This is a genomic window from Brucella grignonensis, assembly GCF_002252505.1.
Taxonomy (GTDB): Bacteria; Pseudomonadota; Alphaproteobacteria; order Rhizobiales; family Rhizobiaceae; genus Brucella; species Brucella grignonensis.
Genome location: NZ_NNRL01000147.1, coordinates 59,582 through 82,770 on the forward strand (window position 1 = coordinate 59,582; position 23,189 = coordinate 82,770).

The window sequence follows — 23,189 nt, forward strand, 5'->3', positions numbered from 1 at the left end:
AGACGGATATCCGCTTTCCACATTCCAACTCGCCGCACGCCCTCCCCTTATATTTATGGGGTGCGCGGCTATTCGCGTAAAACCGCCCCGCCGAGCAAACGACGGGGCGAACCTTGTTATTCAGCCCAATAGGCTTGCGTCAGGTCGTCAGCCGGAATCGGCATGTTCTTCCACAGACCCTTCACATTCTTGTTCCACACACCGATTTTCGGCAGTGCATAGAGGAAGATATTCGGCTCGTCGGCAGCAAGTTTTTCCTGCAGCTTCTTCACGAGTTCAAGCTGTTCCTCATCGCTACCGGCCTCGGCATAGGCCTTGTAGAGCGCCTTATAATCCGGGTTGTTATAGTTGAAGTAGTACTTGTCGCGGGCATAGATATCGAGATCGCGCGCTTCGGTGTGCGCGATGATCGTCGCATCGAAATCCGACCGCTTGAACACCTGATCCAGCCATTGCGCAAATTCGATCGGCACGAGATTGGCCTGAATGCCGACTTCCGCCAGCATGGCCGCAATGATCTCGCCGCCGCGGCGCGCATAAGCCGGAGGTGGAAGCGTGATGGTGATCGATGTGCCAGCCGGCACGCCAGCCTCTTCCAGCAACTGCTTCGCCTTGGCCGGATCATATGGATAGGTTTCCGACAGATCGACATAGCCCGGATCGACCGGCGCATAATGCGAGCCAATGGGCGTGCCGAAACCTGAATAAACACCTTCGATCAGCGCCTTGCTGTCGATGGCATGAGCCAGCGCCTGACGCACCTTCACATTATCGAAAGGCGCCTTGGCATTGTTGAGCGACAGCAGCACCTTGCCTGCCGTATCGCCCACTTCGACCTGCAGCTTGTCGTCGCTCTTGAAGCGGCTGATAAGCTCCGGCGCCTGAAACATCGGGAACACGTCGATGTCACCGGCAAGGATGGCAGCGGCAGCAGCCGACGGATCGCTCACGAAGCGGAACGTGACGGCGGAGAGCTTTGCCGGTTCGCCCCAATAATCCGGATTGCGTTCCAGCTCAACGCGGTCGCCCTGCACCCAGCGCTTGAACTTGAACGGACCCGTGCCAACCGGCTTGGTCTTGTTGTCGGCAGCCGAATTCGGCGCGACCATGACCGCGTCACCCCAGCCCATATTGAACAGGAAATTCGAGGTCGGGCGCTTCAGCGTGACAACGGCGGTCGCTGGATCAGGGCATTGCGTGCTTTCAATCGGCGCGAACAGGCCCTTCTGCGCATTGGTGGAATCCGGCGCGACAGCGCGCTCATAGGAGAATTTCACCACCGAGCAGTCGAACGGTGTGCCGTCGTGAAACTTCACGCCCTGACGCAGCTTGAACGTATAGGTTTTCTTGTCGTCGGAGACAGTCCAGCTTTCGGCCAGAAGCGGCTTCACCGTGCCGTCTTCGACAATGCGCACCAGACCTTCATAAAGGTTGGCATAGGTAACCTGCCGGATACCGGCGGCGGCGGCGGCGGTCGGGTCCAGACCCGGCGGCTCCAGCACTTCGCCGACCACCAGCGTGTCTTTCGCGAAGGCACCGTTGATTGATGCCAGCATCGTAGCCGTTATAAGCCCGGCTTTCAGTAAGTTACCCATGGGTTCCCCTATCCCTCCAACTTTTTAAATCGAACGCCCGCCATCCACGTCGAGCGCAACCCCGGTAATCATAGAGGCAGCGGGCGAGCAAAGGAAAGCCGCAGCTTCAGCCAGATCGTCGGGTTTCAACAGACGGCCCATCGGGATGGAATCGCGGAACTTCTTGCGGATTTCCTCGGTGTCTTCGCCCATGAAGGTGGTGAGAAGCGGCGTCTCACCGGCAACCGGGTTCAATGCAACCACGCGAATCTTCGCTGGAGCAAGCTCGATAGCCAGCGCCTTGGTCACGGAAACGACCCAGCCCTTGGTGGCATTGTACCAGGCGAGGTTCGGACGCGGGCGACCGGCACCAGTCGAAGCGACGTTCAGAATGACGCCTTCACCGTTCTTTTTCATATGCGGGATGAGCTTGCGCGTCATCAGATAGACGCCGCGCACATTGACGCCGAGAATGCGGTCGAATTCTTCCGGCTCCACCAGTTCGGCATTTTGCGGCTTGTGACCGATACCGGCATTGTTGATGAGGATATCGACCTTGCCGAATTTTGACAGAGCAGCTTCCACTGCTGCATCGACATCGGCTTCCCTGGAAATATCAGCAGCAACGGCGAGTGCCGCATCGCCGATTTCGCCTGCGACGCGCTCGGCTCCCGCCTTGTCGCGGTCAACGATGACGACTTTCGCGCCACCATCAGCGAAGCGCTTTGCCATGCCTTCGCCAAACCCCGAACCTGCTCCCGTGATGAGCGCGACCTTACCTTCAAGCGACACTGTAATTCTCCCGAATGCTATTTCCAGCCGTGATACACGGAAATCGTTTTCAGCGAGGCAAACCCGTAGAGCGCCTCAAAACCCTTCTCGCGGCCGTGGCCTGATTTCTTCACGCCGCCGAAGGGCAGTTCGATGCCGCCGCCAGCGCCATAATTATTGATGAACACCTGACCGGCATGGATGGCATGCGCGAGGCGAAACTGACGTCCGCCGTCATTGGTCCAGATGCCGCAGACGAGGCCATAGGATGTGCCATTGGCAATCGCGATGGCTTCTTCTTCGGTATCGAACGGCAGGATGACCTGCACCGGACCGAAGATTTCCTCCTGCGCCAGACGATGATCGGCAGGAACATCGCGGATCAAGGTCGGTAGAACATAAGCCCCGCCTTCCGGCGCGTCTTCGGTCAACACACCTTGCGCGGCAATGGACAATCCGCCTTCCTTCGCCAGATCGAGATAGCTTTCGACAATCGCCTTCTGGCGCTGCGACACGACCGGCCCAACGGACGGATCGGCACTTGCTGGCCCTACCTTCAATGCGCGATAACGCTCGCTCATACGGGCGACAACTTCTTCATAAATGCTGCGCTCAACCAGAATGCGCGACGCAGCCGAGCAGGTCTGACCGGCATTCTGGATACCGGCATTGACCAGAAACGGCAAAGCGCGATCGAGATCGGCATCGGCGAAAACGATCTGCGGCGATTTTCCGCCGAGTTCCAGCGTCACTGGCACGGTGTTTTTCGCAGCTGCGGCCTGAACGAGTTCACCAGTGCGCACCGATCCGGTGAATGAGATGTGATTGACGTCAGGATGTTCGGAGAGCGCCGCACCGGCCTCCGCGCCGAGTCCGGTCACCACATTCAATGCGCCTTTCGGAAGGCCCGCCTTCTGAGCAATCTTCGCGAATTCCAGAATCGTCAGGCAGGCTTCTTCGGCAGGCTTGACCACGGCTGCATTGCCCATGGCCAGCGCTGCGCCAAGGCTTCGGCCCAAAATCTGCATCGGATAGTTCCACGGAATGATATGCCCCGTGACGCCATGCGGCTCATAGATCGACAGAGCCGTAAAGCCGTTCTGATAGGGCAGCGTGTCGCCATGCACCTTGTCTGCGGAAGCACCATAAAACTCGAGATAACGCGCCAGTGCCACCACATCGGCGCGGGCCTGTGTGACCGGCTTGCCGACATCTTTCGATTCCAAATCGGTCAGGAGATCGATATTCTTCAGCACTTCTTCCGAAATGCGGTGCAGCACACGACCACGCTCGGTCGCCGTCAGCTTCCCCCAATCGCCGGAAAGCGCGCTACGGGCCGCAGCCACTGCCAGATCGATATCAGCCTTGGTGCCGCGCGCAATCAGCGCAAGATCGCTGCCGTCGGAAGGATTTCGGAGCGTGATATGCTCGCCGCCAACTGCATCCTGCCATTCGCCTGCGATGAAATTGCCATAACGGAGCAAGCCGGCTCCTCCCGTCTTGTTCTCATGCTTCATTTTCGTTCTCCCGAAGAGGCATTTCCGCCTCCAGTCTCGCGGTTGTGGCGCGAATATGCGCCCGCGCCAACCGCTCGGCTTCTTCACCGTCGCGCGAAGCGATGGCTTCGACAATGGCTCCATGTTCGCGGATCGCATCGCGCGCCCTGTCCACAGACAGTGAAAACGAAGGCGCAAAGACCTGCGATGTCATCCGCAGAAGCGGCACGAAGGCGATCAGCGAGGCATTGCCCGCCGTATTCATCACCGCCATATGAAAATCGACATTGGACTGGGTATAGGCTTTCGGGTCCCACGGATCGACGACCGTGCCCTGTCCAGCAACATGCGCACGCAGTTTTGCAATATCCGCATCGCTCGCCCGTTCGGCGGCAAAGCGCGCGGCCACACCGTCCAGCACTTCGCGCACGGCATAAGCATCGATCAGACGGGTGAGATCGGCGGAAGCGACACGCACCCCCCGACCTGGCAGGTGAATGACGAGCCCGTCACGCTCCAGAACGCGCAAGGCTTCACGCAAGGGCGTCCGGCTGATGCCGAACTCAGCCGCTATATGTTCCTGCCTGAGTATCGCGCCCGGCGCATAATCACCAGCATAGATTCGCTCACGAAGTGCCTCTGCCACTTCGTCCAGCAAACGGGTCTGACTGCGCCATTCAAAAGCCGCCAATAGAAAAGCCTCCCAACTTTTCTGAGCACAATATCCTGGATACAAAATCAGTCAATCTGAAATTCGATAGCCTTTATGAAAAGATTGAAGCCTGTTGACGAACGATAATTCTGAAAAGCAACCCATGCGCGAAACAAGGTACAAACCGCATAAAAAACGCGGCATCTAGAGCGTATCCCGTAAGAGTGAAACGGTTTTCGGAAAAGATATGCGAGAAAATGAATAGAGTGCCAATCTGATCCAATCAAATCGGCGCTCTAATTGTTGCTGCAAAGTGCAATTTTACAGGAAGCTCTCTGGAATTGGCTTCCATTCACCATCCTGATTATCGAACTGCGGAATATGCGCGAGACTGTGAAGCAGCTTCACATCATCGCCAAGCGCTTCCTGCCAATTCTTGGCTTCAGTGAGGATGACGCCAACACCGACAACTTCGCCGCCTGCCTTACGCACCAGTTCGATTGAACCCTTGAGGCTCGAACCGGACGCAACCACATCATCCACCACAACTACGCGCTTGCCTTCAAGCAGTGGAATTGCCTGACGGTCGAGAAGCAGACGCTGCTCGCCCTTCGACGTGATGGACGAGATTGTCTGTACCAACGCATCGCCAAGATGAATCTTTGGTGACTTTTGCAAAATCACATAATCATCAAGACCAAGAGCACGTGACACTTCAATCGCTACCGGAATACCAAGTGTTGCAGCGCCGACGATTACATCTGGTTTCAGCGGCGCAAGCTTTTCAGCCAGTGCTTTGCCTACGTGCTCGCCAAAACGAACACCGAGATCGATGACCATCATCAACGAAATGGCGAAATTTGGATTAATCGGCACAATCGGCAGATCGACCTTGCTGCCCGCCACATCGACGGTCCAGACCTGACCGTTTCCGGAGAGTTTCGCACTGTCTTCAGTCATCGTTTTGCATCCTTGGGATTGAAGCATTTCCAGCAAAAGTGTGAAACGGTTTTGCGCCCGGAAATGCGTGAAAACAAACAGTCAGAGCGGTTTCAACTATTCATCTTTTGTGGGTGCCGCTCTGAGTTTCGATTCGACCAGCAGGCCGACGTTACGCCATGTGGTGCGCTTGCGCCTGGTATCAAAGCCATAAATAGCAAGAGACAGCGAAATGGCATGCGCCATACGGATCGCCTGCACCAAAAGTGGCACTCCGCGCGCCAGCGCAAAACGCAGGCGCATGGGGAAGGATACGTCATCGATTTCCATGCCGCGGGCGCGCTGAGCATCCGCGATGCGCTCAAAATCTTCACGCAACATCGGGATAATACCGAAGGTCAGCGACAGCACCAGCGTCACCATCGGCGGCAGACGGGCAGCACTGGCCGCAGCCAGAATGGAGCCGGGCGTGCTGGTTTCCATAACGAAATAGAAGGCTGCGGTAGTCGTGACCAGACGCGCCGCCATGCCTCCTGCAATAGGCAAAGTATCAACGAATGCCATACCTTGCAGCACGAGGTTAAGAATCCAGCTTGCCATGACGAGCAGTGTCAGAAGCACAGCCCCCTTGAGATACCCACGCAGGCCCGGCACCTTGACCAACACCAGAAAGCCGACCGTGACCAGCGCCAACGGCAATCCATATTTCCAGCCCGGCACCAACCAGGCTGCAAGCATGACCAGAAATGCTGCTGCGAGTTTTACGAAGAAGTTCAGATCATAGAAGATTTTCATGCTGCTTCTCCGGTCTCGACAACACGGGGCTTTGGCCAGCCAAGTGCGCGATAAGCTTCTGAGCCCCATGATGCATCCACATCACCGTCAAAGGTGAGATGGCCACGATCCAGGATCATGACGCGAGACGAAACATCGTCCACCAGTTCAAGGTCATGAGAGATCAACATCACAGCACGATTTTCGGCAAGCGCTGTTTCAAGGAACAGCTCCAGCATACGACGGCCGTGTAAATCGCGCGCTAGAAGCGGCTCATCGAGAATTGCAACCGAAGCACCGGCTGCCTCTGCACAAGCAAGTCCAAGCAAAGCCTGCTGACGCGACGAGAGAGCAAACGGGTTGGTTTCCTCATGCCCACCAAGGCCATATTTTTGCAAACAAGCGGTCGCACGGGCGGTAACCACATCGTCTTTTGGTGCGCGCGTGGCAGCAGTAATCGCAAAGACCACTTCTTCCAGCCCTGTCATATTGAACAGAATACGGCGCATATTCTGTGGCAGATAGGCGATGGAACGTGCGCGCTTTGCAGCCGTCCATTTGTCGGCATTCTCGCCGCCAATGGTAATGGTGCCAGCCGCAATTTTCTGAAGCCCCAGAATGGACTGAAAAAGCGTGGTTTTGCCCGCACCGTTTTTGCCGATCAGTGCAACAACTTCACCAGCGCGAATTTCAAAATTCACGTTTTCCAGAACCGGTTGACCATCACGGCGCTGAAGCTGGGTCTTGATCCCGGAAACAGAAACAAGCACTTTGCCATTCTCTTTGGCGCCTGCAAGACGCTTGCGAATGCCAATGGGCGGAAGAACGCCTGCATCTTCCCATACCGCAGCATCATTGATGATTTCGGAAAGCGGCACCAGAGGCGAGAGTTTCCCTTCTTTCAACAAACCGACATTTGTTACAACAGCTTGCAAAGACGCAGGATCCTGTTCTGCAATCAGCAGAGCCGGAATTTCCGCACCCAATTTCTTTAAAACGCGCACAAGTCGCTGCCGTGCAGCTGGATCGAGACCTGTGGTCGGCTCATCGAGAATAAGCAGCTTCGGCTCGGCTGCCAGTGCCGCAGCCATCGCGACCATCCGGCGCTCACCGCCGGACAGCGTCAGCACACGACGGCCACGCAAAGCGTTGAGTTCCAGCTCATTCAGAAGATCATCAATACGTGCACGGATGACATCTCTGGCAAGACCACGATTTTCCAACGGAAATGCAACGAGGTCTTCAACGCCCAAATCCCATAGCTGGTCTTCGACGTTCTGCGATACCACCCCGACCATACTGAAGAGTTCGTCCTTCGGCATGGCAGAAATTGGTTTGTCATTAAGCGATATTTCGCCAGCAAAAACCTGAGGTGTGATCAGCCGCGGCACAATACCGGACGCCGCATTGAGCAGCGTCGTTTTACCACTTCCGCCCGCTCCGCAAATGAGAAGACGTTCGCCATCACGGATATCCAGGCTGGCTTCGGCGATGCCTAAAACGGAATCGCCAAAGCCTACTTTTACATTCTGTAGTTGGAGCACTTTTTAGGCTCGCAATCAGAAACGGGTGAAGCCGGACGGATGAGCGCCCTTGAGAATTTTTAAGGCTGGAACAACCAGCAGTGGCGTACCAATCAGCATCGGAACGATATCCGAGAGGCCGAGATACATAACTGCCCACCAGAATGGGAAAATGCCGAGATAGGCAAGGCTGGCAGAAACAGCGACCACCATCAAAAGACCAACAACAAGGCAGGTTGCCGCAATTTTAATCAGCGTGGCGCGATTAAATGTGGTGGTCTTCGGATCAAACAACATGCCCGGGATCAAGCCAGTCAGGCCAACCATGATGCCATCGATGATAAGCGAATGCGCAGGAATGAATGTTCCAGCAAGCAACGACCAGATGACGGTGCCGAGATAACCGCAGATGAAGCCACTTTTGCGGCCAAGAAGGATACCAACAAGCGGTGGCAGGAAAGCGAAGATACGCCACTGGATAACGCCCGGCACGAGCTGGATCGGGTTCGCATAGGCCCAGAGAACGCCTGTTGCAGCTGCCGCAACGATTGAAAGAACGATCGGAAACAGAGTGTTTCCATCGTTATGAGTGATGGTGGTGTTGGACATTATCATAATCCCGTAAAGCGCCTCCCGCCTGCAATAAGCAAGAACCATGCCGTTTGGCTGTCGCGGCGAGCGAGAGGAACTTTAAGATGGTGAAAGTGGGGCTATCCTGTCGGCATATCTGTAGCGCTATGAACAGGCAAAAACACCGCGTTTGCAGTAGAGTCAAGCAGTCTCACGGTGTTTGACGCAATGAGTCACATTAAATCGGCCTTTTAAAGCAATATTCGATCATTCCCCTACAATTTCGGCAAGCATTTCGACCAATTGCTGTATCTGGTCGGGGCCATTCTCCATATGTCGAATGACGATTTCCATAGGATCAACAACAGGCAAACCCGCTGTGGCAGGCACAATACGGTGCGCAGGCTGAGCGACGCGCGTGGGGAGAAGACTGACGCCCAATCCTTCTCCAACTGCACTTTGAACACTTGCGAGACTGGAGCTGGTAAAAACGACATGCCAAGGCCTTCCAATACGGTCGAGGGCTTCCATCATGTCGCTGCGGTAAAGACCGTTTGGTGGGAATACGACCAGCGGCAAAGGATCAACGTGTGAAACCGGATAGTCCGCGCTTTCCAGCCATGACAGCGGTTCCGGCCAGTGCATGGTCCCAACAGTTTCTCCACGCTTCTGTTTGATCATGACAAGATCAAACTCACCCGTTTCAAAGCCCTTCTGTAGCTCGCGACTTAACCCACTGGTCACTTCCAGCTTCATGTTGGGATGTGTACGCAGGAAAGCTGCGAGCGCCGGCGTCACGAGCCTTGCCGCAAAATCCTCAGCCAATCCAAGTCGGAAAACGGCGGTAAGCGCGTTACCGGTCATGGCTGCAGCTGCCTCATCATGCAAATGCAGCATGCGTCGTGCATAGCCCAGCAGCTTTTCGCCAGCATCTGTTGGGCGGATATCATGGCGTGCACGCTCCAGAAGAGATTGCCCCGCGGCTTCTTCAAGGCGGAGGATTTTCTGGCTTACAGTCGATTGCGTGGAATGCAGCTGTTGTGCGGCAACCGTGAAGCTCCGGCTGTCGACGACAGCTACAAAAGCACGCAGGAGATCGAGACTGAATACGTTATTCATAATCTGAATGAATACCAGTTGAACATTTAATTTCTAAATATGACTTGTAGCTAGTATTTAATCAATAAATTCGGAGCATGTCTCCCAAAACTGGGAACCGGTTTTGGGATAAAGATATGCATAAAAACAAAGAACTAAATCGTGTTACGTGAATACGATATAACGCTACACGCTTTAGGAGCACCGCCGATGCGTCAAACGATACTTAGCTTGAGTGCCTTGGCATTGATTGCAGGGACGATTGTCGTGACCGAACCAACTCTGCCAGGCCATCACGCCGCAGCACACGCACAAAGCTCGCTCATTGAAGCCGCCGCAGCGGGCAATCTTCCTGCCGTAAAAGACGCCATTAAAGCAGGCGTAAATCTCGACGCACGTGGTACCCGGGGCGAAACAGCCCTGCTGGCTGCCAGCCATGCCAATCATGTCGATGTCGCTCGCGCGCTTATTGAAGCGGGCGCGAACGTAAACGCCAAAGATGCGATCAAGGATAGCCCTTATCTTTATGCGGGCGCACGCGGTCATCTCGAAATCCTGAAACTCACGCTCTCTCACGGTGCTGACCTCAAAAGCACTAATCGCTATGGTGGCACAGCACTGATCCCGGCGTCAGAACGTGGTCATGTGGAAACCGTGCGGACGCTGATTGAAGCAGGCGTGAACGTCGACCACGTCAATAATCTCGGTTGGACCGCTCTTCTTGAAGCCATCATCCTGGGCGATGGTGGGCAGCGTCATGTCGATATCGTGAAACTGCTGATTGATGCGGGAGCAGATGTAAATCTTGCCGACAATGATGGCGTTACACCATTGCAGCATGCACGTCAGCGCGGCTTTGCGCCCATGGTGGCAATGCTTGAAAAGGCTGGCGCGAAATGAGTATGAACAACGCATTTCTTGATCAGGCAATTGCGCTTGCGTTTGAAAATGTCGAGCAAGGCGGACGCCCATTCGGTGCAGTCGTCGTAAAAGACGAAAAGGTCATCGCCACGGGCATCAACCGCATGCAGGCAGATTGCGATCCAACTGCCCATGCCGAATTACTGGCACTGCGCGCAGCAGGCAAAATATTGCAGTCCCCGCGTCTCGACGGTTGCAGTGTTTATGCAAGCGGCCAGCCCTGCCCCATGTGTTTTGCTGCCATGCGCATGTCAGGCGTTACCGAAATCGTATTCGCCTATTCAAACGACCAGGCTGCCCCCTACAATCTCTCGACGGCAAAAATTGCCGAAGAGCTTTCCAGGCCTATAAGCGAGCAAACGGGCATCAAGGTTGAGCGTTGCTCCCCTGACGATGGCGAACGGCTCTATCGCGCATGGCAGGAAAAAGAACAGTCAAAGCGCTAGATAAAAATGCATCCCACCACAACTGCGCCAGCTGGCAAACAGGCCAGTTCAATTGCTCTTATAATACTCGTCGTCTTGATCGGCCTTAATCTCCGGCCTTTCCTCACGGCACCGGGGCCTGTTCTAACGGATATCGCGAACGATACCGGAATGGGCTTTGGCGCGCTGTCATTACTCACGTTTTTACCAATGTTATTGATGGGGCTTGGTGCCTTTGTCGCGCCACGCATTCAATCATTGATCGGCACGCGCCGAAGCATGTTCGCAGCACTTGTAGTGCTCGCCGCAGGCTCGGTCCTGCGCGGTTTCGTACCCAACGGTTTCTCATTGGTACTCACCGCCGTCCTCTGCGGTGCAGGCGTTGCCATGATTCAAGTAATCATGCCGGGGCTCATCAAAGCGAAATTTCCTGCAAGTATTGCAGCCGTTACAGGCCTTTATTCAGCAATGATCATGGGCGGCGGGGCGCTTGGTGCTCGTTTGACACCTTGGCTGGCGGGATCCGAACATAATTGGCGTCTTGCGCTCGCAGTTCTCGCAATTCCTGCAGTCGTGGCTTTGCTTGCAGCAATACCGATCCTCAGTGAAACGGCATCGTCCGGTTCAAAGTCGAGCATAACGATCAAGCTGCTTCGACGCCCACGTACATGGGTTTTGATGGCTGCCTTCGGACTGGTGAATGCAGGTTACTCATCAATGGTGGCCTGGCTTGCACCTTATTATCAGTCGCTCGGTGTCGAAGCTTCCGCGACAGGCAATCTGGTGGCGGTCATGGCAATTGCTCAGGCGCTCTCGGCCTTCGGCCTTCCACTCCTTGCCCGACGCAGTATCGACCGTCGGCCCTGGCTTTTTCTGACATTGGCTATGCAGGGCGCAGGATTTGCAGGTCTCGCCTTCGCCCCGCAGCTTTCTCCACCGTTCTGGTCTGCTATCTGTGGAGCTGGTCTCGGCGGCAGTTTTGCACTCGCGATGATAACGTCGCTCGACCACCTTCCAAAACCGGAAGAAGCTGGCGCACTGGCGGCCATGATGCAAGGCGGCGGCTTTCTGATTGCCGCCCTCGGCCCGATTGCAACAGCTTTCCTGCACAATCTAACTGGCAGCTTTGCTTCAGGCTGGATTATGCATCTTATTCTGGTTGCAAGTATCTGCCCGCTTTATCTGAGCTTCAATCCGCGACACTATGCACGTGTGATGAGCTTCGCAATGGCGACTGAAAACATCACACAATAGCGTTACCTGACCCATTTCATGGATCAAAGCCGGTGTTTTGCGCGAAATTTTGGAGTAGATGCCTTGCTGGCCTCCCAAGTCTGGATAGGGTTGGCAGAATTCTTTCGTTTATTCGCAGCGTAACGCTCTGTCGCTCGTCACCCATATAATTGGTCGATGAAATGAAGCATGAAACAGTCGTCAAAGAAGGAGCATTCGTAGCACCGGATGGCCTTCCCAAGCCACGTATCTACTGGGCTTGGGCAACGCTCATGGTGGGGCTTACCCTTGCCGTGATTGATGGCACCATCGCCAATGTTGCACTTCCGACCATTGCTGCCGATTTTTCTGCGGGACCGGCCGCATCAATCTGGATCGTCAATGGTTATCAGCTGGCAATCGTCATCACACTTCTGCCTTTAGCGGCATTGGGTGAAATTTACGGCTACCGGCGCGTCTATCTTATAGGCGTATCATTGTTCACGCTTGCCTCGATCGCCTGCGTGTTTTCCCGTTCCCTAGAAGCACTCACAATAGCGCGCGTCATTCAGGGCTTTGGCGCTGCGGGCCTGATGAGCGTCAACACTGCATTGCTGCGCTATACGGTTCCACAGGCCAAGTTCGGCACGGCCATTGGTCTCAACGCACTCTTTGTTGCTGTTTCCTCGACCATCGGCCCAACACTCGCCGGGATCATCCTGCATTCGCTGAGCTGGCCGTGGCTTTTCGTGATAAACATTCCGCTTGGAGTGCTGGCTGTCGCGATGGGCCTCAAAAGCCTGCCAGACAATGAGCGCTCGTCGCGCCGGTTCGACTATCTCAGTGCAGTTCTCAGTGCGCTCGCGCTCGGATTGCTGGTAACGGTGATCGATAGTGCAGGCAATGGCGTTGATGCTGGCTGGCTTTTACTGCAAGCTGCGGCCTGCGTGTTCGCTGCAACCTGGCTTATCCGCCGCTCGCTTCGCACCAGCGATCCGCTGCTACCGCTCGATCTGTTACGGATTCCCGTTTTCAGCCTGTCGCTTTGCACTTCGATCATGTCATTTCTGGCGCAGATGATGGCCTTCATCTCTCTGCCATTCCTGTTTCAGAGCGTTTACGGCTTCACACCCATTGAAGTCGGCTTCCTGATAATGCCATGGCCAATTGCACTGGCTATCATCGCCCCGCTATCCGGTAAACTTTCAGATAAATACTCGCCCGCAACACTTGGTCTTGTTGGATTGATTATCTTTGCGACAGGTCTGGCGCTAGTTGGCCTTTTGCCGGAACAACCGACAATACAGGATATCTGCTGGCGCATGGCGATTTGTGGCATCGGATTTGGCTTCTTCCAGGCACCGAACAACCGCATGATCATAACCTCTGCTCCTCGCGCCAGAAGTGGCGCTGCAAGTGGTATGCTCGGAACTGCAAGATTGATGGGGCAGTCGCTCGGCGCGGCCTTTGTTGCCTTCCTGCTCGCCCATTGGGGGATCGCGAATATCCCCAACATCTTGCTCGTCGCTGCAGGCTTTGCTGCATTCGCCTCCATCATCAGCATTGCGCGGCGCAAGCGTTAACGACTGAATGGATCAGCCTGTGAATCTTTGTAAATATCTTAGTCGAAACATCAAATTCCCTGTTGCAATCCCGAAATCATTAGTCCATATAGCGCGTGCCTAACGGAAACGACTTCTCTCAGAGAAGACTGGCGCGAGCGGGTGTAGCTCAGGGGTAGAGCACAACCTTGCCAAGGTTGGGGTCGAGGGTTCGAATCCCTTCGCCCGCTCCAGTTTTCCGTTAAGTGTAGGCAACAAAATCCCGGCTTTGTCCGGGATTTTTGCTTTTCGGGCAATTCGATTCGAGATATGCGGGAACGACTAATCTGGCTGCGGTTACGGAACGGTTACCAATCTGCACAACTGGCAAAATGTGTAGCCGTTGCGTCATAAGATTCGGGGCTATTTTAAGAATTCAGCCCCGGCCGACATTTCTCTTTTCAAACAACTCGTTAAAAATGTGATCAGCACCCCAAGCTTGAGCAGAAGTAAACGCCAACTGTCTCAAATCATCTCGATCAAGTTCCCTTTGCCCTGGCTTGTATCCCAAATCATGATTTGCCTCCGACCAAGCATGTTGAAACAATGTTTTTATTTGAAGCTCGAAACATATTGGAACAAGCGCGGGATCAATATCATTGGCAACAACGTCTGGCGGCAAAAGTAAAATTTGATGCCTTCCAAAGTAGCCAAATTCCCACTCGCTTTGAGGAACAACATCCTTTGATTCGATGGGATGAAAGTATCGCAATATTTCATCTTCAATGCGATCAACATCACAACGATAATACGTAATTATTCTGGCTCCAATTTGATCCTGAATTTGATGAAATGGTGCTTCGTACTTTGGCTTACCTTCCACAACCTTTTCAGCCTTCCCTACGAAACGATCAATGCTTTTAGCTCGAGCAGAAATTCTATCGATACGATCCACTCCCTTCAACAAGTTAGCAATGAAAGCCTCAAGGTTTCTAGATATAGGTATCAACGCCTTCTCGTGTCGAACAGTGTATTCATCCGCGATATGACTCATTTTGTTTTCTCAAGTTTTTCTGTTATTATCTTCCCTTTTGTTGAGAAAATAAACTCATCATTATTAATCTCTTCTCGATCAAATACTTCATCAAACTGCGAAGACTGTGCAGTTAAGACAGCACCAGAATCTAACTCTACCGTTTTGTAAGGCAGTTGCTTGAAGAACTCCTCCGCATTAAACACGAAATTGTCCTCAGCCAGATCTGCTCTGGGAAAAGCTCGTAAAACTTGTTCTCTCGTCTGCGCCGAAAAACCGAAGCGGTCACAAAACTCATTCGCATTCATGTGATGCCCTTCGATACCGGGCGCCAAAGTAGCAGCAGCGGTTATCTGTTGCTTCACTTGCAAATCAGTAGCCCGGTTAGCTGCATCTTTCAGCGCTAATGCAAGCCTGCGTGTCCCCATCGCGGGTGTGGTTGAAAATTCTGACTCAAGGAAATCTCGAACCCAGTAATTGGATGTCTCAGCGTCACGACTGTTGATCTGTTTATCAACCGCATGACCGCTCCAAAATCCCGCAGCTAAAGACTCATGCTGATACCGGACCGCCTTGTATGAATGAGCATTCTTCATGAAAACGCGGTCGATGAATTCTACAGTTAATGCGTCCGCAGCATCGTCAACAAGGACACCATTATTGGCTCTGAACCGGGATATAACGACCTTATGGTGTGCACCCTCAATACCATACAATAAGAACATCAACCCAAGACCCGAACGCTTGGTCGTAACGCCGGAAAGCTTATCAGCTAGGATTCTGCCACTCTCTATATCAGGGTTAGTTAAGTAGTTTATTAAAATGGACCGACACTCGTTTGCCTGCGCACCATCGTTCCCACGGCGGAACGCGATGCCTATTGAACATTCCTCGTCGGCTCGATTGTAGATATCATTTAATAATGAGAAAAGCTGACCTTCTTGAGGGACGGAGTTTCCGGTAGTAGCAACTACGTTCTCAACCCCTTTATTCGGCCTAACAAGATATGTGTGTATGTGACTAATCGGCAATTTTACCCCCCTATTAAAGTCTAACGCTCAATTAGAGAGTAAGAAGACAATTATTGTTCTGTCAATCAGAACCGGCCTTCGGTCGATTCACTCTCGCCGCTACCGCCTCAAGTATAACCACTATAACGTCCAACTCTGGACCTTCGATCGCATTTAACGCAGCGAAAGCGCGCAATTTTTTCGGGTCGGTGTAGCTGCTATTAAGAGCCGTTGCGGTTAGCAAATCCGTCGGTGTGATCGCTAAAACAGAAGCGATCTTAGTTAGTGTCGCAAGGTCGGGTTCACGACGCCCACTGACGTAGTTGCCATACCTGCGCTCACTTAACCCCGCACGTCTTGCTACCTCAGCATTTGAAATCCCGAGTTCTTGAGCACGCTTTTTAAGATTCGCTGCAAACAATTCCATACGAACGAAATGTTCATGACAGAACCAACGGGTCTATGTACATTATGACGTCATAAGCAACGCCATTATGTGGGGATTAAGTGAAGCATCAATACGTTGGGGACATAAACGACTATCGTAAGTACGCATTGCTGAGGGCTTTATCGGCGGACGAAACCAATTCTCTAGGCATCTGCTGGATGCTGACGCCAGATGACGGGCGTTCAGACGGGAGCAAGCTCAGCTACTTGCAGCAGCCGGATGGGTTCCGCCATTTTGACCCTAAATTGTTTGATATTCTGGCTCATGCCGCTGGTGAACCGGAACGCCGCCGTTTGCGGGCGGTCGAAGAAAGTGGCGCAATTCCGCAGGCAACGTATTTTAACGAATTACTGCCGGATGACATTTCTGGGCGGCAAGCGTTCATGAACCGCTGCACAGCTGCCCTTGGCCATACCGACCTAGTGTTCTTCGATCCTGACAATGGCTTGGAAGTGTCTATAGCAAAGGGGCGGAAGAATTCCTCTAAGTACCTCTATCTGGACGAAGCCGCCACATTCTACGGTATGGGCCAATCGCTACTGATCTACCAGCATTTTCCACGTATTGAGCGGAAGGCTTTCATAGCTCAGCGTTCGGAACAGTTACGCGCCAGTGCGCCGGGGTGTTCAATATGGGCGTTCACCACTGCCCATGTAGTGTTCTTCTTGATCCTGCATCCCCGTAGCCCTGACCGCTTGCGGATTGCTGCCGGAGCTGTGACGCATCGTTGGGAGCCACGTTTTATCAAATCCGAATATCTCGAAGAGAAAACGCTGACAGGGGATAATTGACGGCGATTTTCCCTCATGTTTTTGTAATTCTTATTAATTTCAACAGGATAGACACATGAACACCCTGAAGGCACTAGCTTTTGTTGCACCCGCAGTTGCCTTGGCCGCCTGCACTTCGTCCAGCGCCGTGCGGACCTCCGCAAACACGGCTATCATCCAAACCAGTGCCGCACCCGTTTGTGGCAGCACTGGAGCGGCCAAGGTCGCCCAAATGCAAGCGGCTATCGAAACCATCAAAGCTGGATATGACCGATATATCATCGTCGATGCTCGAAGTGCCAACAATGTGCAGATGGCTCAAACACCCGGCTCTTATAAAACATCAGGCTATATCAATAACGGCCATTATAGCGGAACAACGACTTACCAACCGGGCATTCCCGTGATTTATGGTCGTCACGAACAGGCATTTGCGATCTACATGTTCCGTGACGGTGAAGCCGGAGCGCAACGCGCTATCCCAGCCCGGCAGACACTTGGCCCCAAGTGGCAGGAAATGGTGAAGAGCGGGAAGATTAATACCTGCGCGTAGTTGCGATTGGGCTGGCGTACCTAGGTATGTCTCCAAGCCTATTCGCAAGGCAGACCGGGTCCCCTGTCACTGCCAAATAGTTTTGTTGGTGGGGGGAGTTGCAAACAGCTCACCCCGAAAGCTGGAAGTCAGTGCAGCTACGACCGCTGCACTACGCGACTGATACGCCTCGCCACGGGAAGGCATACGCGAAACCAGCAGGCACTGGGCCAGCTATATACATAGCGGGTGGGCCGCAGCGCGCGTCCTCAGTCCGCTTCCCAGCGAAGCAGACCGATGTGGCAGCGCTGCATCAATCGAATTTCTCCTAACAGGACGAAATTAAACGAATAATTTCGTGGAAAATTTCTCTGTGTTTTCCTTTTGGGGAACAGTCAGGAGAACGCGATGCACATAATGGTGAGAGATAAGCGTAACGGCATGGAAGAATGGATTCCCTTGGAACAGGCTTCGGAACTCATGGGAATTGCCGCAGACGAGATTGACAGTGCGCTGGAGGAATTCGGTGAATGCGAAGGCCGAGACTACATCGCCCTTCAACCGGAGTAGCCAGCCGGAGACAAACAACGGAAAAAATGGGAGGGCGTCGGTTTCAATCGACGCCCGCTTTGTATTATCCAGCGTAAGCGCGATCTAACGCTTCGATAGCAACATCTGCATTGCGGACAGCCTGCGTATAATGACCAAGCGTCACGGTTGGATTAGCATGGCCAGCAATTTTTGCTACTAGCCCGACCTCAATCCCTTCCGCCTGCAAGGTGGAAATGAACGAGTGTCGCGCCGAATGCGGTGTCACGTAAGGGACATTCAATTGCTTGAACGCTGGCACCCAAAACCGCTTCCGAAAATTCTGGTATAGCAACGCTCCTCCGCCGCCAAGACGCGGTAACGGCCATGCCTGTAGCCTTCCCGGCCCCGGAAAGACTCTATGCAGTTCACCTTTCCTGCGAGGACAACGTACGCGCCAAGCTAATAACATCTCGCGCAGCATCGCGCTCATCGGAACTTCTCTGGTTCCGGCTTCTGTCTTAGTCGTCTCCGTCAACGCCCCGTCGCGCTCCTGAATGCGACAAATGCGAATAGTATTCTTCTCAAAGTCGACATCACCCCACAACAGACCCAATTGTTCAGATGGGCGCGTTCCGGCAAGAAACGGAAAGGCATAATAAATGCCGTATTCTGGATCCAGCTTGGCGGCAGCAATAAGTTTGGCGATATGTTCCGGCGTAAGAATAACACGCCGTTGACGCGTTCGGGCACGCACAAGCCCGGTCGGCATGGTTGGTGCACGAACCAAAAAGTCTTCCTCAGCAAGCGCCAGAATAGACTTGAGATGGCTCTTGGCGCGGTTGGCGGTGTAGGTGCCGCATTGCTCGGCTACCGTCTTGTACCATGCGCGGATCATGGCGGTGGTCAATTCCGTCAGCTTGACATCGCCCAGCAATTTCACGAAGCGGGCAGACTTCGGCGGAACGCCATTCTCCGTGTATTTTGCACGCTCTTGTGCTGTTCCGATTAACAATGGTCCCCGGATAGCACCGTTGACCACGACCTTATATCCCTGAAACGTCGACGACTTCACCTTGGTTTCGCGGTCTGCCAGCCAATGATCGGTAGCCTGTGATACAGTAGGTGCTTTCCGCTCGTCCACATACCGGCCATCCACGACTTTTACCAACAAATCGTTGCGGAAGGCTTCGGCGTCCTTCTTACGATTGAAAGCGCGGCGGCGGCGCTTTTTGAGGATTGGGTCTTTGTACTCACAATACCACTGCGGGTATTCAGCAATGGTCCCATCGCTCAACTTGCGACGACGCGTGGTGCTGGTAATTGAGATATTGAAGTCTTTCATTTTCTTGCTCGCATTTGACAAAAATTGCGAGAAAAACACGGCGAAACAACCAGCACAATTAATCGTCAGTTGTCGGGAAAAGCCTAGAAATGGCTCGAATTGTAACCAGCCGTGTAACCTCTGCATGTCGTTGAAAAGCGAGACCGCGAGACAACGCGGTCCTGAGTGGATTTGATTCCTCCCTCACCGAGGTTGAAATCGCCGCTCAAGACCCTTGCAGAACTCTCACGACAACTGGCGGCTACAACTTGGAACAGCAGCAACAAGGGCAGCAAAGCCCGCCAGCAGTGTTCCAGCAGCCCACGCGGGCGGCCAGTCGCCCGGTGGGTAGCGTGGTGACGGCACGCGGGAACACTGAAGCACCGCAGAGTGACGCTGTGGCGGCGGTGACGCCAGTAGTGGGCAGCCGCAGCCAGTACCTAAAAAGAGGGTACTCCTCCCATTAACAAACTGGAGTCAACTACCCCGAAGGCATGTCACCAACGTCACGCCGTCACACTAAGTTTGGGAATCCGTGGATTCGTCAACGAAGCGAATGCTGACCTTGCGTCCACCCCGGTCTTTCCCGAAAAACTCTACCTTTATGCCCGCCTTCGCCATTGCAGGTCGCATTCTGGTAATCTGGCTTGACAACTGCGACGGCGATTTAGGTAGGCTGCGATAATGTCGAGCATCGTCTTGCTCAACGATCCTTCGATATAGCTCCCCAACGTAACCTTCGTACACAAGTGGCTCAGCGACGCGGCGGAGCATCATGACGAGGGCATCATCATTGACGCGTTCGACCATAAACTCATTCTGCGCCGCGAATATAGCATCGATCAAAGCACTAGGCTGCTCACCTAGGCCACCTTCCGACGCTTTGACCCACCGGGCAGCATCCGCCATACGCAAATGACGGGGCGGTTCGGTATCATCAAAAGTACGAAGCGCGTGAGCGACGGCTTCGTAAAGCGCACCAAGAATTCCTGGCAGCATTTGTTCAAATTCTGCCATGAGCTCCGCTTCTGTTTTGCGTCCGCCCTCTGGCATTGGCGACAACTTGATTGGAATGGCTCGTTCCATAAGATGGGGCGGTTGGCGTATCCACCAATGCCATTGATAACGAATGGACGTGAATAACTCATCACATACAAATCACCATCGCTGTAAAGCCTACGCACTGCCAAACCGCCACCCGTGGCCAGTGAACAAAGCGAGTCTGACATTTCAGCGCTCATACCAGATGCGTTGTCAAAATTGAGTAGCCGATATTCCTTTGCCTGTATCATCAGGTCTTGAGGCTTATCTGGAAGCCGCAAGCGCATTGCCTGATTGGGATCAATGATGCGCTTGATTATTTCACAGAAAAAACTCTTACCCGAACCCTGCTCGCCTTCGACAAGCAAAATGAAGTAAGGGCCAGTCGGCTTCAGTGCGTTGATGAGAAATGCAGCCAGAAGTCTGTAATTTTGATCATCCAGTCCAAGAAACATTTGCAGTACCTCAAGCTTTCCGCCACGTGCCGGAGCAGAAAGTTGGCCGAATCCTGCTCCACGTACAAACCGATAAGCCGTTTCAACCGCAACATTCCAGCCTTTACTCTTGATGCTTATAATGTTTCTGTCCGGTAAACCGGCATCTATGGCAACCTGCTGTTTGTCGCCCGCCACCCTAACGTAAACAGGAACACACGGAGCATCGAACAACGCACAAGCTTCCAGTGTCGCTATGGCCTCTCTCAAAGGCCCGCTACTAACGGGGCGTTCCAGAACGGTAAACGCAAGATGCCGCAACCACGTGTTGAACATCAACGAGCCAAGCCGCACGGCAACAGACTTGCCCATGTGTGGCAACGTCGCAAAAGCATTCCCATGCTCCGTCATTAAACAGGGCCATTCCACTATTCATAGCAATAGCGACAAGCGCTTGTGTGAGTGAATTTGTTTCACCTTGCGATTCATCAAAGCCCTTTTCGCGAGCAGACTTGATCCATCCGGGAAGCTCTTTCAAAGAATCGCCCATATATCCATCTGGGAGAAGCCCATAAATAACTTCGGTAATCTCTTCGTCTGTTGCACCTGCGCGAGCCAAGATTGCTACCAGAGCCAAACCCGCGTCATGCGTCGTTTTACCCGAATGAATTATAACGGCGTATTCGGAACCAATAGCCGCCTTCATTAGCGTAATGTGATGATCTGTGATTTCTGGTAATTCCGCATGATCAACATTTAGTATGGATTTACCATATAATTCATATGGCTTTCCGGTGTCTGGATGGATTGATGGCGGCATAACAGTCATCTTGCCAGCAGCCAGAAAGTCAATGTTTCCAAGCCCCCCAGCGCCCTTTATGACCGTGGACTTAAGCGATTTTGGTGCACGTACGAAAATGGTCGCGCCTTTCTTGCCACGCTTACCGGAAAGCGTTTGGTGATCTTCGTTGCACTTCAGACCAAGAAGCTGCAGCGTCAGTTTCAACAATCGGTCGTCATCGACGTCAACAGCGACAAGCACCTTGTCTCCACCAACTGGCACGCCAAGAAGCATGCCGATATTGTGGCGTACATATAAGGCAACTAGTTCGCGTTGCTTTTCCTCGTTGGGAATCCCGCCCAGATTACCCTGCCAACCTGTTTGGATCGGGGCTTTGCCCTTCACTGGAATAACGGGCAAATTACGGTCCCAGAATTTGTGAGCCTCACTTCCAAAGATTCCATCAGGCATTTTCGCCTCCAATCTTTGAGGCATTAATCGCTGCGACTACTTCTGTAAGACGAACGAGCTTTCTGCCGTTGAAAGGCTGGTAAGCTGGTATAGTACCAGAGTTCACAGCGCGGCGAAGCGCCCAGACGTGGACGCCAAGTCGCTCAGCGGCCTGCTGAATCGTGAGGAGGGCTTCAAAGCCAAAATGCTCCTGCGTCGTATTCGTTTTCTCGATAATGTGGTTCGTCATGCTGACGTTTCTCCATAAAAATTAGAAATACGTCAGTGGCCACTGACCAGTATAATTTAACCAGAGTGGCGTATATTTCTTCCCTCCGACCTAAGGGTCTGGAAGTTCAAGATCGATCGGGGGAATACCCTCAGCGCCCATCTCAACAAGTTTCTTCATCGTTATGACAGAAAGAGAGTGCTCATCAAACGCCGGTCGTAATGTTCCATAATCAGGAGATTTCGGATCGCTGAGTATCAGATAATTCTCAAACCATTTGACATCCCACACCGCGGGTACCGCAATTTTTCCGTCAATGATTGCATTCAAAAGTTGCTCTACAAATCTCTCGGCTTCCTTTCGTTGACCGCGCTTATAATTCCGCAAAAAAATAATGCGCGAACCAGCGCTGGTGAGCTTCGGCATCATTAAATTTGGCCTTGCCACCCGCGATAGCCGAACGTCTATGGCCTGTAGAGGTATCAGAAAAATAAATGAATTCGATCAGACCTGCTGCGGCACGAAATCGTCCCCAGTCATGAAGAAAGGATGGGGACAATTCGCGTTTCTGTAGTCGTTCGTGAATCGACTGAACAAGGCCATAGCCAATTTCGATCTGCTCTTGCAGGCGGGTTTGGTCTAGCGCGTCGATATACGGCAACAACAGCCAAGCACGCCGACCGTCCCAGCGGGGAGCGTCACTTACCCATAGCCTTTTTCGGTCAATATGCTCTTCTTCGTGACCCACCGCCTCTTCCATGGTTTCGAAGCGCATGTCGAACAAACTACTGAGCGAGTCAAATTGTAGTTGCATCCGCGACCAATACGATTCGTCGTTCATAGGATCAATATGGCCCGGAATGGTATCAATGGTCATCATATACCCCTTCCCCTCCCCTACTACCGCGACTGTCACCAGCCTAACCGTCGTCACCGCCCTCACTGCCGTCGCGAACTTGACGCTGTGCTGGCAGTGACGCGACCTACGGTATACAAATTTCAGACACTTTAGGGAGCCCCCTCACGCACGCGTAGCCCCAGTCCGTGTACGGTTCAGAAATCTATAGCGCGCTCGGAACGGCTGCATGCAGCGGCGTATCAGGTTTATTAGAT

25 protein-coding genes and 1 tRNA gene are annotated in these 23,189 nt (G+C 53.2%); 8 read left to right on the forward strand and 18 right to left on the reverse strand.

Features of this window, described 5'->3' with window-relative positions:
- Positions 1-116: 116 nt before the first annotated feature.
- The 9 genes from CEV33_RS02585 to CEV33_RS02625 form a co-directional block, all read right to left on the reverse strand.
- Complete coding sequence (locus CEV33_RS02585) at positions 117-1,595, reverse strand: ABC transporter substrate-binding protein (protein WP_094538902.1); 1,479 nt, start codon at positions 1,593-1,595, stop codon at positions 117-119.
- Between the two features lie 24 nt (positions 1,596-1,619).
- On the reverse strand, positions 1,620-2,366 hold the full coding sequence (locus tag CEV33_RS02590; RefSeq protein WP_094538903.1) for an SDR family oxidoreductase: 747 nt from the start codon (positions 2,364-2,366) through the stop codon (positions 1,620-1,622).
- A gap of 17 nt (positions 2,367-2,383) precedes the next feature.
- Complete coding sequence (locus tag CEV33_RS02595; RefSeq protein WP_094538904.1) at positions 2,384-3,862, reverse strand: aldehyde dehydrogenase family protein; 1,479 nt, start codon at positions 3,860-3,862, stop codon at positions 2,384-2,386.
- Entirely contained in the window at positions 3,852-4,532 is a 681-nt protein-coding gene (locus CEV33_RS02600) for a GntR family transcriptional regulator (RefSeq protein ID WP_036585627.1), read from the reverse strand. The genes CEV33_RS02595 and CEV33_RS02600 overlap by 11 nt, the downstream gene beginning before the upstream one ends.
- 282 nt (positions 4,533-4,814) lie before the next feature.
- On the reverse strand, positions 4,815-5,453 hold the full coding sequence (locus CEV33_RS02605) for a phosphoribosyltransferase family protein (protein ID WP_094538905.1): 639 nt from the start codon (positions 5,451-5,453) through the stop codon (positions 4,815-4,817).
- A gap of 96 nt (positions 5,454-5,549) precedes the next feature.
- Positions 5,550-6,227 carry an energy-coupling factor transporter transmembrane component T family protein gene (locus tag CEV33_RS02610; protein ID WP_094538906.1) on the reverse strand — a complete coding sequence of 226 codons (678 nt, stop codon included), beginning with the start codon at positions 6,225-6,227 and terminating at the stop codon, positions 5,550-5,552.
- Positions 6,224-7,750, reverse strand: coding sequence for an ABC transporter ATP-binding protein (locus tag CEV33_RS02615; RefSeq protein WP_094538907.1), 1,527 nt, complete (start codon positions 7,748-7,750; stop codon positions 6,224-6,226). The genes CEV33_RS02610 and CEV33_RS02615 overlap by 4 nt, the downstream gene beginning before the upstream one ends.
- A gap of 15 nt (positions 7,751-7,765) precedes the next feature.
- On the reverse strand, positions 7,766-8,338 hold the full coding sequence (locus CEV33_RS02620) for an aminotriazole resistance protein (protein ID WP_094538908.1): 573 nt from the start codon (positions 8,336-8,338) through the stop codon (positions 7,766-7,768).
- Positions 8,339-8,566: 228 nt separating this feature from the next.
- Positions 8,567-9,418, reverse strand: a complete 852-nt coding sequence (locus CEV33_RS02625; protein ID WP_094538909.1) for a LysR family transcriptional regulator — start codon at positions 9,416-9,418, stop codon at positions 8,567-8,569.
- Between the two features lie 189 nt (positions 9,419-9,607).
- Between CEV33_RS02625 and CEV33_RS02630 the strand changes: the two genes are divergently transcribed.
- From CEV33_RS02630 to CEV33_RS02650, 5 genes are all read left to right on the forward strand, one after another.
- Positions 9,608-10,297, forward strand: a complete 690-nt coding sequence (locus CEV33_RS02630; RefSeq protein WP_094538910.1) for an ankyrin repeat domain-containing protein — start codon at positions 9,608-9,610, stop codon at positions 10,295-10,297.
- Positions 10,294-10,764 carry a nucleoside deaminase gene (locus CEV33_RS02635; protein WP_094538911.1) on the forward strand — a complete coding sequence of 157 codons (471 nt, stop codon included), beginning with the start codon at positions 10,294-10,296 and terminating at the stop codon, positions 10,762-10,764. The genes CEV33_RS02630 and CEV33_RS02635 overlap by 4 nt, the downstream gene beginning before the upstream one ends.
- A gap of 6 nt (positions 10,765-10,770) precedes the next feature.
- Positions 10,771-11,997: a cyanate transporter gene (locus CEV33_RS02640; protein ID WP_094538912.1), complete on the forward strand. Its 1,227-nt coding sequence runs from the start codon at positions 10,771-10,773 to the stop codon at positions 11,995-11,997.
- Between the two features lie 161 nt (positions 11,998-12,158).
- Complete coding sequence (locus CEV33_RS02645) at positions 12,159-13,538, forward strand: MFS transporter (RefSeq protein WP_094538994.1); 1,380 nt, start codon at positions 12,159-12,161, stop codon at positions 13,536-13,538.
- Between the two features lie 137 nt (positions 13,539-13,675).
- A tRNA-Gly gene (locus CEV33_RS02650) sits at positions 13,676-13,750 on the forward strand.
- A gap of 182 nt (positions 13,751-13,932) precedes the next feature.
- On the opposite strand, the gene CEV33_RS02655 is transcribed toward CEV33_RS02650, so the two are convergent.
- The 3 genes from CEV33_RS02655 to CEV33_RS02665 all read right to left on the reverse strand — a co-directional run bounded on the left by CEV33_RS02655 (position 13,933) and on the right by CEV33_RS02665 (position 15,966).
- Positions 13,933-14,550 (reverse strand): GTP pyrophosphokinase, encoded by a 618-nt coding sequence (locus CEV33_RS02655; RefSeq protein WP_094538913.1) that lies wholly within the window; start codon positions 14,548-14,550, stop codon positions 13,933-13,935.
- The gene (locus tag CEV33_RS02660; protein ID WP_094538914.1) at positions 14,547-15,560 is read right to left on the reverse strand and encodes a hypothetical protein; all 1,014 of its coding nucleotides are present in this window, start codon (positions 15,558-15,560) and stop codon (positions 14,547-14,549) included. The genes CEV33_RS02655 and CEV33_RS02660 overlap by 4 nt, the downstream gene beginning before the upstream one ends.
- A 61-nt stretch (positions 15,561-15,621) precedes the next feature.
- Positions 15,622-15,966, reverse strand: a complete 345-nt coding sequence (locus CEV33_RS02665; protein ID WP_094538915.1) for a helix-turn-helix domain-containing protein — start codon at positions 15,964-15,966, stop codon at positions 15,622-15,624.
- An 80-nt stretch (positions 15,967-16,046) separates the two neighbouring features.
- On the opposite strand from CEV33_RS02665, the gene CEV33_RS02670 reads away from it, so the two are divergent.
- From CEV33_RS02670 to CEV33_RS23950, 3 genes are all read left to right on the forward strand, one after another.
- Positions 16,047-16,778 carry a hypothetical protein gene (locus CEV33_RS02670; protein ID WP_141211554.1) on the forward strand — a complete coding sequence of 244 codons (732 nt, stop codon included), beginning with the start codon at positions 16,047-16,049 and terminating at the stop codon, positions 16,776-16,778.
- A gap of 55 nt (positions 16,779-16,833) precedes the next feature.
- On the forward strand, positions 16,834-17,310 hold the full coding sequence (locus CEV33_RS02675; RefSeq protein WP_094538917.1) for a hypothetical protein: 477 nt from the start codon (positions 16,834-16,836) through the stop codon (positions 17,308-17,310).
- A 387-nt stretch (positions 17,311-17,697) separates the two neighbouring features.
- The gene (locus CEV33_RS23950) at positions 17,698-17,859 is read left to right on the forward strand and encodes a hypothetical protein (protein ID WP_167388104.1); all 162 of its coding nucleotides are present in this window, start codon (positions 17,698-17,700) and stop codon (positions 17,857-17,859) included.
- A 64-nt stretch (positions 17,860-17,923) separates the two neighbouring features.
- On the opposite strand, the gene CEV33_RS02680 is transcribed toward CEV33_RS23950, so the two are convergent.
- The 6 genes from CEV33_RS02680 to CEV33_RS02710 all read right to left on the reverse strand — a co-directional run bounded on the left by CEV33_RS02680 (position 17,924) and on the right by CEV33_RS02710 (position 22,956).
- Positions 17,924-19,201 carry a tyrosine-type recombinase/integrase gene (locus CEV33_RS02680; protein WP_167388105.1) on the reverse strand — a complete coding sequence of 426 codons (1,278 nt, stop codon included), beginning with the start codon at positions 19,199-19,201 and terminating at the stop codon, positions 17,924-17,926.
- Positions 19,202-20,004: 803 nt separating this feature from the next.
- On the reverse strand, positions 20,005-20,988 hold the full coding sequence (locus tag CEV33_RS02690) for a hypothetical protein (RefSeq protein WP_141211555.1): 984 nt from the start codon (positions 20,986-20,988) through the stop codon (positions 20,005-20,007).
- Entirely contained in the window at positions 20,897-21,868 is a 972-nt protein-coding gene (locus tag CEV33_RS02695) for a bifunctional DNA primase/polymerase (protein ID WP_167388106.1), read from the reverse strand. The genes CEV33_RS02690 and CEV33_RS02695 overlap by 92 nt, the downstream gene beginning before the upstream one ends.
- A complete protein-coding gene (locus CEV33_RS02700; protein ID WP_094538922.1) occupies positions 21,861-22,097 on the reverse strand; it encodes a helix-turn-helix domain-containing protein in 237 nt (78 codons plus the stop codon). Before CEV33_RS02700 ends, CEV33_RS02695 begins: the two co-directional genes overlap by 8 nt.
- A 90-nt stretch (positions 22,098-22,187) precedes the next feature.
- Complete coding sequence (locus tag CEV33_RS02705) at positions 22,188-22,505, reverse strand: hypothetical protein (RefSeq protein WP_141211556.1); 318 nt, start codon at positions 22,503-22,505, stop codon at positions 22,188-22,190.
- Positions 22,450-22,956: a hypothetical protein gene (locus CEV33_RS02710; RefSeq protein ID WP_094538924.1), complete on the reverse strand. Its 507-nt coding sequence runs from the start codon at positions 22,954-22,956 to the stop codon at positions 22,450-22,452. Before CEV33_RS02710 ends, CEV33_RS02705 begins: the two co-directional genes overlap by 56 nt.
- Between the last annotated feature and the right edge of the window lie 233 nt (positions 22,957-23,189).